Source organism: Microbulbifer salipaludis, from assembly GCF_017303155.1.
In the GTDB taxonomy this organism is placed as follows: domain Bacteria; phylum Pseudomonadota; class Gammaproteobacteria; order Pseudomonadales; family Cellvibrionaceae; genus Microbulbifer; species Microbulbifer salipaludis.
The window spans coordinates 1185459-1198521 of the sequence record NZ_JAEKJR010000001.1 but is presented as its reverse complement, the minus strand read 5'-3'; the positions used below and the strand labels follow the sequence as shown (position 1 = coordinate 1198521).

Below are 13063 nucleotides of genomic sequence, written 5' to 3'. Positions count from 1 at the left end.
TCCCGACGCCTAAAGCACCCGCGAGTAAAGGGCTGACTGCTCGGTGCCGTGCAGATAGGTATCAAAGGCCGCGGCGGCATTGCGGAGGAACCAGCGTCCGCGCTCGGTGACGAAAAGGTCACTCTCGGTCTGCCCCAGCAGTCCGTCGTCAAACATGGGCTGCAGGCGCGCCAGCTCCGGGGCAAAACCGTCGGCAAATGGCAGCCCCGTGCGCTGCTCAAGCACCCGCTTGTCGAGGCGCAGGTGGCACATCAACTCCATGATCAACCACTGGCGCAGGCGGTCATCCTCGCTCAGCTGCCAGCCGCGACAGATGGCCTCGCCGCGCGCGTTGATGGCGCCGGCGTACTCCTTGAGACTGTGGTGGTTCTGCCAGTATCCATCGCGGCTGTAGCTGATGGCCGAGGCCCCCAGACCGACCAGTGCATCCGCCGGCATCAGTGTATAGCCCTGGAAGTTGCGCGCGAGTCGCCCTTCTGTGGCAGCCGTCGCGAGCGCATCATCCGGGCGTGCAAAGTGATCCATCCCAAGGAAGACGTAGCCGGCGTCCGTAAGCCGGCGGCTGGCCGCGAGCTGCATGGCAATTTTTTCGGCCGGCGGGGGCATCAGGTCGCTGTCGATCAGACGCTGTGCCTTGAAGCGATGGGGCAGATGCGCGTAGTGGTACAGGGCGATGCGATCCGGCGCCAGGTCAAGCACGGCGTCGACCGTCTTTTCCAGGCTCGCCACATCCTGCCCCGGCAGGCCGTAGATCAGGTCGTAGGAAATAGAGCCAAACCCGCGCGCGCGTGCGCCTTCGGTCAGCGCCCGCACCTGCTCCACACTGCAGATGCGATTGATTGCCCGCTGAACGTCGGGATTAAAATCCTGGATACCGAGGCTCAGGCGATTGAAGCCCAGCTCCCGCAGGGTATCCAAAGTTTCGATTTCCAGAGTGCGCGGATCGGCCTCAATGCTGTACTCCACATCGTCGCCAATGCGCAGATCAAAAATTTCCCCCAGGCCTTCCATCAGGCGTCGCAGGTCGCCGTCGTTCAGGAAGGTCGGCGTGCCACCCCCCAGGTGCAGCTGTACCACCGGCGCCCGCGCGACCCGGTCGCGGTACCACTGGGCCTCTTTCAGTACATTGTCGAGATAACTGGAAGCCAGGCCGTATTGCCGGGTGATGATTTTGTTGCAGGCGCAGAAGTAACACAGTGAACGACAGAACGGGATGTGCACATACAGTGACAACGTTTCCACATCCTTGAGTGCATGCCAGGGCTTTGCCGAGCCATCGTCTCCCTGCATCGCGACGAAGCGGTCGGCGGTGGGATAAGAGGTATAGCGTGGGCAGGGCCCCGCATAGCGGGACAGCAGTTCCGTGGAAAGAGGCGCGCTGGAAAGGGGCCCAGTGGACTGGTCGCCCGCGCCACTTGGGGTACTGATGTCGGAAACTGGAAAGTCGCTTTGATCGACCATCGGAAGAGGCACCTCTTGTCCTTACTTGTGCGGGGAAGCCATTGCGCTTCGTACTGCCGCGTAAGGTACCGAGGGGCCCGCCCCCGACACTTGATTTAAGTCAATTGCCGGGGGCTTAGCCTGTCGCTCAACGGCATTACCGTGAGTCGCAAGCGTACTGGGGAAGGTTAGAAGCGGTAGCCAACACCTGCGCTGTAGACCAGCGGGTCCAGCTCAACAGTGGCGCTGACGGTGCCCACACCCGGCACCTTCACCGTGGCTTCGGTATCAATGTCCATCCACCACACCGACAGGTTCAGCAGCCAACGCTGATCCGCGCCAAACGCGACATCGACCCCGGCCTCGGCGGCAATGCCAGAAGAGTTCTTCAGGCTCACGGAAGCGTCGCCAGTTGCGCCGAGGGAGGCAAAAATATCATTGGCCTCACCACTGACCTTTTCCTCAAAGAAGACCGTGTAATTCAGGCCCAGCCCCACGTAAGGCTGCACACGGGAAGAGGCCTGCAACGGGTAGTACTGGAGAACCACGGTAGGCGGCAGGTGACGGGTCTCCCCCAGATCGAAGGTTTCGCCCAGGCCGGACACCTTCAGGTCATGGCTAAACGGCGTGGCCGCAATCACTTCCACACCCCAGTGATCGCGCAACATGTAGGTACCGATCAGGCTCAGTGCCGTGCCGTCGTCAACGCCCGCGGCCGTCCCTTCCAGGGTGGCATCCCCCAAAGACAGAGCACTGGAACTCACCTCCGGGCTCACGGTAATTGCACCACTGCGGAAAATAAAATCACCGCCGTCATAGGCAAAGGCGGAACCGGAAATACAAGTGGCCAGAGCAGTGCCAAGCACCATTTTTTTCATGATGATCTCCCAATCATTTATCTATGCTTCCGTCTCGCCGGCACGCTGTTTAGCGTTATTGGTGTGGCGCTTCTTTGAGACGGGCACAGAGTAACGATTGGGTAAACGCGCCCTTTGATTCAAATCAATCGCACAGGACGCCGCGCTGAACTTTCTATCAGTCACCCACCGGGCGGCGGAACAGGTTTTGAATGGACGAAAAGTCCAGCACCTGATTGATCGGGTCTCCACCGTGCAGCTGGTAAAGATTTTTGGCCAGTGCACCGAGCGGTGTCGAGGACGCGCTGCCAGCAGCCGTATCCATGGCGAGCCCCAGGTCTTTCAGCATTAACGCCACAGAAAAACCGCCCTCATAGTTGCGCGCAGCGGGGACATTTTCCATCACACCGGGATAGGGATTGTATTTCTCCAGCGACCAGTTGCCACCGGAGCTGGCCCGCATGATGTCGGACAGCACCGCCGGATCAAGGCCGTTATCCACCCCCAGCTGCAACGCCTCGGCGGTGCCAATCATGTGAATGGCCAGCAGCATGTTGTTGCAGATCTTTGCCACCTGCCCGCTGCCGGCGGGGCCCGCGTGAAAAATATTCGCTCCCATGGCTTCCAGAACCGGGCGCGCGCGAGCAATAGCGTCTTCGTCTCCGCCACACATAAATGACAACGTGCCCGCTGTCGCCGCCGCGGTGCCACCGGAAACCGGTGCGTCCAGCGCCGCAATGCCGCGCTCGCCCGCGGCAGCAATTAACTGGCGCGCATCGTTGGCGGCGATGGTAGAACAGTCAATCAGCAGGGTGGCGGCATCCATGCTCTGTAATAAGCCGTGCACCCCGAGGTACAAAGAGCGCACTGCTTCGCCACTGGGCAACATGGACACCACCACATCCGCGCCTTCGAGTGCGGCATGCGCACTGGCGGCCTTGTGGCAACCGTTGGCTACCGCCTTCTCCAGCATGGGCGCCGACAGATCAAAGGCGGTGACGGTGAAGCCTTTCTTTACTAGGTTTGCCGCCATGGGCCCGCCCATATTGCCAAGGCCGATAAAGGCGATGTGTTTGATCGGGTTCATGCTTTCCTCTCCAGGTATTTATTATTTTTCTAGTTGGCATGGTGGGTGCGCTGCGCTTATCCACCCTACAAAATCGAATGAGTACCGTAGGGTGGATAAGCCCAGCGCATCCACCGACTTACTCAAGGTCTGCTAGCGGGTTCTCTCCATCCCACGGCTCGGCAAAACAGGTCTCCACCTGCTCCGCTGTGACCTCATCTATCTGCGCGGGCTGCCATACGGGGCTGCGATCCTTGTCAATCAGCAGCGCACGCACGCCTTCTTTTACCTGCCCATTGCTGCACATATTCATGGCCAGTGCCAGTTCCATTTGCAGTACCTGTGCCAGTGACAGGTGTTTGCCGCGACGCAATTGCTCCCACACAATCCAGGCCGTCAGCGGGCAACCGGCCTGCAGTGTTTTCGCGGCGCGCTGTAGCCAGGGGTCTTCACCGCTGTAATTGACGATATCCCGATAGACTTCTGGCAGGGTCGGCGCATCGGTGAGCTGCTGGATCTCATCGTAATGCGTGCGCAGATTGGGCGCCGGCTGCTCCGCGGCGGACAGCTCCAGAGACTGCACGGCACGGCTGACCAGTGCATGGTTCTCCTGGCCATTGCCTGCAAACGGTTGCTCCGCCAGCCGCTCAAGCAGCGCCGCGCTGGCCTCGCTCGGCAGCAAGCGATCCGCCATGCCACAGTACAGCGCATCGGTGCCATTGAACTGCGCACCGGTAAGACCGAGAAACAGACCGGTACGGCCGGGCATGCGATTCAGGAACCAGCTGCCCCCCACATCCGGGAACAAGCCGATGGTGATTTCCGGCATGGCCATACGGGTGGTCTCGGTAACAATGCGATGGCTGGCACCACTCATGATCCCGATGCCGCCCCCCATGACGATGCCGCTGCCCCACACCACAATGGGCTTCGGGTAGGTATGAATGCGGTAGTCGAGGCGATACTCGCGGGTGAAGAAGTCCTGCACAAACTGGCTGGCACCCTGCTCACCGTAACTTCCGGATGCTTTGTACAGCGCCACCACATCGCCACCGGCACACAGTGCCTTGCCGCCGGCACCCTCGATCCAGATACAGGCAACACTGTCATCAGACTCCCACGCATCCAGCTGGGCTGCCATCCGGTCGATCATGTCCAGGCTGAGCGCATTCAGGGCTTTGGGCAGATTGAGCGTCAGTTTACCGATGGGGCCCTGACGTTCGACGATAAGAGGTGATTCCTGGGTCATACTGGTTCCCGGTAGTCTTGTTTGAGGCAAAGTTAAACATAGAAGAGGTGATGGTGGCATTACCTCCTTCACCCTGCGATGTTCGGTGGTACGTCCTATCGCTCCTATGGTGGCGGCGAAGCACCGGGGAAAGGTTTTCAAAACCGCTGTGGATACATCCCTGTACGCTGCGTCGGCGACGTCCCTGTCGCCGACGCTTTTGAAAACCTTTCCCCGCCACTCCGCCTTAGCATCAGGGGCTTGGACATCGTAGCCGGCAACGCGGAAGTATTTAGAATCTACCGAATCCGAAGGGAAGGCGCTGATACCGGGAAACCCCATGCGAGACCTTCTAAAACAGGGACGTTTTAGAAGAGCCCCCATAGATCGGTTGAGGGGGGGCGCCTAGCTCGTGTCTTGCGAGGGGTTTCCCGATAGCAGTGCCGCCACAGCGCTATCGGACATCCACCGCATGACTTCTGAGGCCCCACCCACATAAAGAGCAGGTTGAAGTTTTCCAACAAACTGATAACTTGCGCCCAAATTCTGACCGACTGGATTAGAGCTCTAATGGCTGAATACGTATACACAATGAACCGCGTGGGCAAGGTTGTTCCGCCCAAGCGCGAAATCCTGAAAGATATTTCCCTGTCCTTCTTCCCTGGCGCCAAAATCGGCGTGCTCGGCCTCAACGGTGCCGGTAAGTCCACCCTGCTGCGTATCATGGCCGGGGTCGACCAGGACTATAACGGTGAAGCCCGCGCCATGCCCGGCATCAAGGTCGGCTACCTGCCCCAGGAGCCGCAACTGGACCCGGCCAAGAACGTGCGCGGCAATGTCGAAGACGGCATGCGCGAAGCCATCGACGCCCTCGCCGGCCTCGAACAGGTCTACGCCGACTACGCCGAGCCCGACGCTGACTTCGATGCCCTGGCCAAAAAACAACAGCAGTTCGAAGACGTCATTCAGGCGTGGGACGCCCACAACCTGGAACACCGCCTTGAAGTGGCCGCGGACGCCCTGCGCCTGCCACCTTGGGACGCCGATGTGAACAACCTATCCGGCGGTGAAAAGCGCCGCGTGGCCCTGTGCCGCCTGCTGCTATCCCGCCCGGACATGCTGCTGCTGGACGAGCCCACCAACCACCTGGACGCCGAATCCGTGTACTGGCTGGAGCGCTTCCTGCACGACTTCGACGGCACCGTGGTCGCCATTACCCACGACCGCTACTTCCTCGACAATGTGGCCGGCTGGATTCTGGAACTGGACCGCGGCCACGGTATCCCCTGGGAAGGTAACTACACCACCTGGCTGGAACAGAAAGAGAAGCGCCTGGAGCAGGAGCAGAAAGGCGAGCAGGCACGCGCCAAGGCCATGCAGAAGGAACTGGAGTGGGCCCGCCAGAACCCCAAAGGCCGCCAGTCCAAGAACAAGGCCCGTCTGTCCCGCCTGGAAGAAATGCAGTCCCAGGAATTCCAGGCCCGCAACGAAACCAACGAGATCTACATTCCGCCGGGCGAGCGCCTGGGTGACAACGTGATCGAGCTGGTCAACGTAAGCAAATCCTTTGGCGACCGCGTCCTCATCGACAACCTGTCGTTCCGCGTACCCAAGGGTGCCATCGTCGGCATCGTCGGCGGTAACGGTGCGGGCAAATCCACCCTGTTCCGCATGATCACTGGCAAGGAGCAACCGGATTCCGGTGAGATCAAGATCGGCGAAACGGTACAGATCGCCAGCGTCGACCAGAGCCGCGAAAATCTCGACGACAACAAAACCGTGTGGGAATGCATTTCAGACGGCCAGGATCTGCTCAAGATCAACAACTACGAAGTGGGCTCACGCAACTATATCGGCCGCTTCAACTTCAAGGGCAGCGACCAACAGAAGCGCGTGGGCGAACTGTCCGGTGGTGAGCGCGGCCGACTGCACCTGGCCTACACCCTGAAACAGGGCGCCAACGTGCTGCTGCTGGACGAACCGTCCAACGACCTCGACATCGAAACCCTGCGCGCACTGGAAGAAGCATTGCTGAGCTTCCCCGGCTGCGCCATGGTGATCTCGCACGATCGCTGGTTCCTCGACCGGGTGGCAACCCACATCCTCGCCTACGAAGGCGACAGCAACGTGGTGTTCTTTGAAGGCAACTACACCGAGTACCACGAAGACTTCGTGGCGCGCAACGGTGAGAATGCCACCCCGCATCGGATGCAGTACAAGAAAATCAAAACCTGATCGGTTTTGCAGAAATGAACAAGCCCGCAGTTGCGGGCTTTTTTATTGCCGGAATTTCGCACAATAAAAAAGCCAACCCGGCAAGGGGTTGGCTCAAGTAAGAGAGGTTCCGCCAGCCCCCTCTAAGGGTAACTTGGCGGATAATTTTTATGTCAACCGATTAGGTCAGTTGAAGTCGTAGCGAACGCCTAAGCGGATAGAACGCGGAGCCTGGTAAACCAGCGGCTCCAGGTAGGTCGCCGGGTTCAGGCCACTCTCGTTCACTTCAGTAATGGTGTCGTTGTTCAGGGCGTTGAACACGTCCAAAGACAGCAGCAATTTCTGGTTGTTGCCGAACTCAACCGGATACTGGGCGCTCAGGTCCAGGTTCCAGTAGTTCTGCGTGCGTCCTACACTTCCGCGCCGAACCAGCTGGCCATCACAGTAGAAGGATTCGTCACCGTAGTCCTGGGCGAACAGGTCGGTCGGGTGCTCACCGAAGCAGTTCAGCGGGCGTCCGGTCTGCCACATGAAGTTGGCACCCAGGCTCAGGCCCATATCCAGCTTGTAATGACCATACGCCTTTACCGTGTGGCGGCGGTCATTCGGCAGGTTACCGTAGCCGCCGTCCAGCAGGCCCGGCTGGTCAAAGTTGGTGGTCAGGCCGGCATCGTCCTGGCCGTTATCCGAACGCACGTAGCCCTCACTGTTACCCCAGCTGTGCCCCCAGGTGTAGGAAGCATCCATCGCCCACTTGCCGTCGAACGGACGCTTGAAAGTGAACTCCAGCGCACCATACTGGCGCTTAGCCTCCGGGTAGTTCAGCTGGTCTGCGGTCAGGTTGATGAACTCGTCCATCTCCTCGATGTAGATGCCCATCGCATTGCCCGGGTTGGTCAGCACGTACTGATGGAAACCGTCGAATACATCCTCAACAGGAGCGCCACCTACGGCAGCCGCGTCCCAAGTGCCATTGCTGTTGTAGTAATCGATCACGGCCGCATCGATCGCCACATCCTCAATGGATACCTTCAGGTCACGGTACATGCCCTTGACACCCAGCTGCATGCCATTCTGCATTACATACTCGTAACCGAGGATGAATTCAGACTGGTACATGGGCTCGATATTGGTATCTACCAGGCCGCGGGTGTCCGGCACGGAACCATCGGCATAGACAACCTGATCGTACTGGTCACCCACATTACAGGGGGTAGTATCCGCGTTTACACAGTCACCGTCCCAGTCGAAGTAATCGTGGATATAAGTCTCACCACCCGCCAGACGTACGTTGGTATTGGACGCGATCGGCAGGTAGTACATGCCCCAGTTGGCAAAGACCTTCTGATTACCTGCACCCGTTGGATCCCACACTGCCGACAGGCGTGGCGCCCACTGATTGTCCACCTCAATGAAAGCGGCACCTTCGGCATTCTTGTTTTCGAAGGTCTCGTTGCGCAGGCCCGCCTGCAGCTCCAGGTTGTCGCTCACCCGCCAGGTGTCCTGGATATAGAAGGCTGAAGAGACCACTTCGAAGTTGCCACCTACGCTGTAAGTACGGCGGCGGACGTTAGCGCCGGAGGGGCACTCGCTCGCGATGTCACACTCGTTGTACAGGTTATCCGGGTCGCGCAGCCAGTACACCCCGCCACTCAGATTGTTGTCGGCGAAGGAAGTGTTGGTTTCCTGGTCCAGACCCACCTCGATAAAGTGATCATTCAGGTCCCAGGCAAGATCCACCCGCATCATCTCGCGGGCATCATCCCCTTTTTCCACCAGGAAGTTAGTCCAGTTACCCATCGGGGTCCAGATAGCCTCCCCCGCCGCATTTTCCGTGTACTCATAAACAACCGGAAGCATGTCGGCGTCGGATACGGTAGTGCGGTTCTGTTCGCTCTCACCATAGGAAACCTTGAGTTCCAGAGTATCGGTGAGATTGCCCACATAGGTGGCAATCCAGTTCATCCCGCCACGCTCGTAGTAAGTGTTACCGTACTTGTCCCCGAGTGTATCAGTGTCCGAATCGTAGTCGTATTGACCTTCGATGGTCTCGCGCTCATCGCTGAACGCGGTCAGTTCGACGCGGTGATCCTCAGTGATGTAGCCATCCAGCTTGACACCCCAGAAATCTGTCTCACGGGAAGATTGGTAACCGAGACCACTGATACGGCCGTAATACTCCTGGTCCTCAACACTACGGTTGTACAGGGCGTAGAAGAACAGGCGGTCTTCGATCAGTGCACCAGACGCGTAAACGTTAGTGTTGGTCTCATCGCGCGCGTCCTTTTCGTTGAAAGCCGTGCGGGTGTTCGGGGCGGTATCCACATCGGTATCGAAGTAAAGGTTGGTACCAAATTTAAAATCGTTGGTACCACTCTTGGTGGTCGCATTCATCACGCCACCGGTGGAACGGCCGAACTTGGCAGAATAGCCACCGGTCTTGACCTGGATATTCTCGTAGAACTCGAACGGCACCTCGGAGAAGCCCAGACCGTTACGGAAGTTCGTGGTATTCAGGCCGTTCACATAGCTCACGTTCTCGGCTACAGAAGCACCGGAGAAGCTGGTGTTGTTACCAAAGGCGGAATCTCCGCGGCTCACGCCGGGGGCCAGCAGGGTCACCGCGGTCAGCTCGCGCGCAACCGGCAGCTCCATCAACTCATCAGCAGAGATCACCAGACCAGACTCGGCAATACCGACGTCCACCTGGGAAATGCGCTCACCGGTCACAGTAACCTCTTCCACGCCGGTATCACCCATGGTTATAGAGGTCGTGCCGCCAAGGCCTACCTGTACCATCTGGGTATCAACAACACCATCCGCATTAAGGACCTGCAGCTGGTATTTGCCCGGGTTAAGGCTACCGAAACGGAATTTGCCGTCGGCGGACACACTAACATCCCGCGTAATGCCACGCTCGGGGTCGGTCAGGGTCACCTTGGTGACATTTTCAACGTTCACAACGGCACCGCGAATGGCACCGGTAGTCTCATCGGCAAAAACTGTCTGGCTGGAGAGCGTGGCCGCACCAATGGCGAGGGCCAGGGCACTTCTCGCCAGATTTTGACGCAAATTGCGTGTAGAACTCATATCAGAGATCCCCTTTGGTCTTCGTTTTTATAAAGTTAATTTTTATGACCGCCCCCAGCGGCCACATACCCGACACATATCTTTCAACGAACGCCGCCGCCCCCCCCTCAAACGCTTCCCCACCTTATGCTTGGCGAAAAATTCGGCACAATGCGAAGCGGACCCCAAAATCAGAAGCCCACATTTTTTGCACACAAAAAAAAAGCTATATAAAACAGTTAATTACAGAAATTCAGAATAAATAAAATGCGTTTCCGAAAATTTATGAGCTGTTACGCCCAACATCAACGGCAAAAGGACAAAGAACACACCATTAATTTATCTGAAGGGAAGACATCACAAAAAAAATAAGAGAGATACAGTATCATCCTTATATTTCTCAATTATCGACAGAAACATAGCCTTTTAGTATATTTGTATTAATTACGTGCATCCGAACGGCACTAAAAAGCGTTTCAGATCCCACTTACCCAAAGCTAGGGCGCCTTTGTCGGCGACAAGCGGCGCCGGTAAATCCACCCTGTTCCGCATGATCAACGGCACCGAAAAGCCCGACTCTGGCGAAATCAAAATCGGTGAAACCGTACAGATCGCCAGCGTCGACCAGAGCCGCGAAAATCTCGACGACAACAAAACCGTGTGGGAATGCATTTCAGACGGCCAGGATCTGCTCAAGATCAACAACTACGAAGTGGGCTCACGCAACTATATCGGCCGCTTCAACTTCAAGGGCAGCGACCAACAGAAGCGCGTGGGCGAACTGTCCGGTGGTGAGCGCGGCCGACTGCACCTGGCCTACACCCTGAAACAGGGCGCCAACGTGCTGCTGCTGGACGAACCGTCCAACGACCTCGATATCGAAACCCTGCGCGCACTCGAAGAAGCATTGCTGAGCTTCCCCGGCTGCGCCATGGTGATCTCGCACGATCGCTGGTTCCTCGACCGGGTGGCAACCCACATCCTCGCCTACGAAGGCGACAGCAATGTGGTGTTCTTTGAAGGCAACTACACCGAGTACCACGAAGACTTCGTGGCGCGCAACGGTGAGAACGCCACGCCGCACCGGATGCAGTACAAGAAAATCAAAACCTGACAGGTTTTGGAGAAAGCGAAGAAGCCCGCACATGCGGGCTTTTTTGCGCCACGATGCCCATCAGCTTCTCATCAACGCAAAAAAAGATAACCAGCACTTCTTGTTACTTCTGATGAATTTCACCGCTGCAGGATATTGCCTGAACCAGCCAGCATGCGTAGTGTGATAGGCCTAAACGCCACTACAGAACTCCGCTATGAATTTTTCATCCCGGACCCAGTTCCCACTCAAGCGCTACTATCTGCCTGGGGGCCTTGCGGTTGTGACATTATTGGGCGTCAGCGAGTGGATACTTACCCTGGGCCTGCCGCGTGACCAGCAACTTCTGGGCGCAGCCGCAAGAATGCTCCTCGCCACCGCCCTGGTCGGCATCGGCTGTTACCTGATGTATCGCAGGCACCATCGGCTCATTGCTCGGCTTTCTGCCTCGCTCACACATCAGGAAAAGCTGAACGCCCGCTATCAACGGGAATTGCTGGAGCGGGAAGCCACCGAGTTGGCGCTATCCGATCAGCTTCAGTTTCTCCAGATCCTGATTGATGCCATCCCTGCGCCAATTTTCTATAAAAATGCCAAAGGTATTTACACCGGCTGCAACCGGGCATTTGAACTCTTTCTTGGCAAGAGTCGGGACGATATTGTCGGCCGGTCAGTTTATGGGGTTTCACCGGGTCCACAGGCGAAGATCTACCACGAAAAAGACATTGAACTGATGCTGCAGCGGGGGCAGCAAGTCTACGAGGCGCAGGTGGTCTATGCCGATGGCAGCCTGCATGACGTCATATTCAACAAGGCAGCCTATGAGCTGGAAGATGGTCGACTGGGCGGGCTGATCGGCGTTATTCTGGATATTACGGATCGTAAATCGCTGGAGCGGGAGCTGGTGCAGGCCAAAGAAAAAGCAGAGTTCTATAGCCGCTCCAAGACCCAGTTTCTCACCAACATGAGTCACGAAATCCGCACGCCGCTTAACAGCATAGTGGGTTTCAGCCAGTTACTGTTGAACCGCAGTACGAGGTCTGGCCTCCCACCCGAATTTGGCGGATTTCTGGAAAAAATTGCGATCAGTGGCCAGGGGCTAGCGGAGCTGGTCAATGATGTGCTGGACATTTCCCGCATCGAGGCCGGAAAAATCGAAGCCATCGACGAAGACTTTCAACTACGTGGCCTGATCAAAAGCATCCTTGTTTCCTGTGAGTCGCTTGCCGTCAAAAAGTCACTGCACTTGTTGTGCGATATTGATCCGCGGCTGCCCGAATTCGTCCGCTGCGATCGCAGCAAGCTGTCACAGATACTAATCAACCTGATTGGCAATGCCATCAAGTTTTCACCCGAAACGAGCACGATTGAAATCAAATTTCATCGAAAAGCGGAACTGGCGGACACAGAAACTCTACTCATCGAAGTTATTGATAATGGAATTGGTATCCCGGCGGAGCAGCAGGCGCTTATCTTTGAGCCGTTCGAGCAGGTAGACAAGTCCGCCGATGGACAAGCCCGGGGCACCGGTCTTGGGCTTCCCATTACCCGCAGCCTGGTGGAACTTCTGGGCGGCGAGATCTGTTTGGACAGCGAACGCGAACGAGGAACCCGCTTTCAGGTGCGGCTACCACTGCGCTGTGGAAGTCCGGTATCTCCACGGCCGGCCAGTGATGACAAATCCCCTGCAGAACTGCGAGGCATCAGGGCGCTGATTGTCGAAGACAACGCGCTCAACCAAGCACTGATGCAGGCCTTCTGCGATGATGTAGGCGTAGTCACCACATTTGTTACCACCGGGCGTGAGGGCGTCGAAAAAGCACTGGCGATACGCCCCGACCTGATATTTATGGATGTCCAGTTACCCGGCCTGAACGGTCTTGAGGCCACCCGGGAAATCCGTCAGCTACCGGAAATCCGACAGGTTCCAATTATCGGTCTCTCTGCCGCTGCCTTCAGTGAACAGAGAGCTGCCGCACTGGAAGCTGGCATGGATGACTACCTGACCAAGCCCATTGCCTTCGCCCAGCTGATTTCTGCTATGCGGAAGCACGCACGTCATCTAGAGAATCCCGTCGAGCCCCAGTAAGGGATAC

The 13063-nt window shown here is 57.4% G+C and carries 7 protein-coding genes and 1 pseudogene; 3 read left to right on the top strand and 5 right to left on the bottom strand.

Annotated elements, in window-relative coordinates; translation table 11 throughout:
* Positions 1 to 9 precede the first annotated feature (9 nt).
* The 4 genes from hemN to JF535_RS05020 form a co-directional block, all read right to left on the bottom strand.
* Positions 10 to 1461 carry an oxygen-independent coproporphyrinogen III oxidase gene (hemN, locus tag JF535_RS05035; protein ID WP_206999757.1) on the bottom strand — a complete coding sequence of 484 codons (1452 nt, stop codon included), beginning with the start codon at positions 1459 to 1461 and terminating at the stop codon, positions 10 to 12.
* 167 nt (positions 1462 to 1628) lie between these two features.
* Positions 1629 to 2318 (bottom strand): OmpW/AlkL family protein, encoded by a 690-nt coding sequence (locus JF535_RS05030; protein ID WP_206999755.1) that lies wholly within the window; start codon positions 2316 to 2318, stop codon positions 1629 to 1631.
* Positions 2319 to 2475: 157 nt separating this feature from the next.
* Entirely contained in the window at positions 2476 to 3384 is a 909-nt protein-coding gene (mmsB, locus tag JF535_RS05025) for a 3-hydroxyisobutyrate dehydrogenase (protein ID WP_206999753.1), read from the bottom strand.
* 118 nt (positions 3385 to 3502) lie between these two features.
* Positions 3503 to 4612 carry an enoyl-CoA hydratase/isomerase family protein gene (locus tag JF535_RS05020; protein ID WP_206999744.1) on the bottom strand — a complete coding sequence of 370 codons (1110 nt, stop codon included), beginning with the start codon at positions 4610 to 4612 and terminating at the stop codon, positions 3503 to 3505.
* A gap of 549 nt (positions 4613 to 5161) precedes the next feature.
* On the opposite strand from JF535_RS05020, the gene ettA reads away from it, so the two are divergent.
* Entirely contained in the window at positions 5162 to 6826 is a 1665-nt protein-coding gene (gene ettA / locus JF535_RS05015) for an energy-dependent translational throttle protein EttA (RefSeq protein WP_206999742.1), read from the top strand.
* Between the two features lie 165 nt (positions 6827 to 6991).
* On the opposite strand, the gene JF535_RS05010 is transcribed toward ettA, so the two are convergent.
* Positions 6992 to 9895 carry a TonB-dependent receptor gene (locus tag JF535_RS05010; RefSeq protein ID WP_206999740.1) on the bottom strand — a complete coding sequence of 968 codons (2904 nt, stop codon included), beginning with the start codon at positions 9893 to 9895 and terminating at the stop codon, positions 6992 to 6994.
* A 499-nt stretch (positions 9896 to 10394) separates the two neighbouring features.
* Here JF535_RS05010 and JF535_RS05005 point away from each other — a divergent pair.
* Positions 10395 to 10988, top strand: a pseudogene (locus tag JF535_RS05005) (ATP-binding cassette domain-containing protein); the annotation flags it as partial.
* A gap of 196 nt (positions 10989 to 11184) precedes the next feature.
* Positions 11185 to 13056 (top strand): ATP-binding protein, encoded by a 1872-nt coding sequence (locus JF535_RS05000; RefSeq protein WP_206999737.1) that lies wholly within the window; start codon positions 11185 to 11187, stop codon positions 13054 to 13056.
* The last annotated feature ends 7 nt before the right edge of the window (positions 13057 to 13063 follow it).

Coding starts and splice junctions, on each gene's coding strand:
- hemN (WP_206999757.1), bottom strand. CDS start 1,461: ATGGTCGATCAAAGCGACTTTCCAGTTTCCGACATCAGTACCCCAAGT.
- JF535_RS05030 (WP_206999755.1), bottom strand. CDS start 2,318: ATGAAAAAAATGGTGCTTGGCACTGCTCTGGCCACTTGTATTTCCGGT.
- mmsB (WP_206999753.1), bottom strand. CDS start 3,384: ATGAACCCGATCAAACACATCGCCTTTATCGGCCTTGGCAATATGGGC.
- JF535_RS05020 (WP_206999744.1), bottom strand. CDS start 4,612: ATGACCCAGGAATCACCTCTTATCGTCGAACGTCAGGGCCCCATCGGT.
- ettA (WP_206999742.1), top strand. CDS start 5,162: ATGGCTGAATACGTATACACAATGAACCGCGTGGGCAAGGTTGTTCCG.
- JF535_RS05010 (WP_206999740.1), bottom strand. CDS start 9,895: ATGAGTTCTACACGCAATTTGCGTCAAAATCTGGCGAGAAGTGCCCTG.
- JF535_RS05000 (WP_206999737.1), top strand. CDS start 11,185: ATGAATTTTTCATCCCGGACCCAGTTCCCACTCAAGCGCTACTATCTG.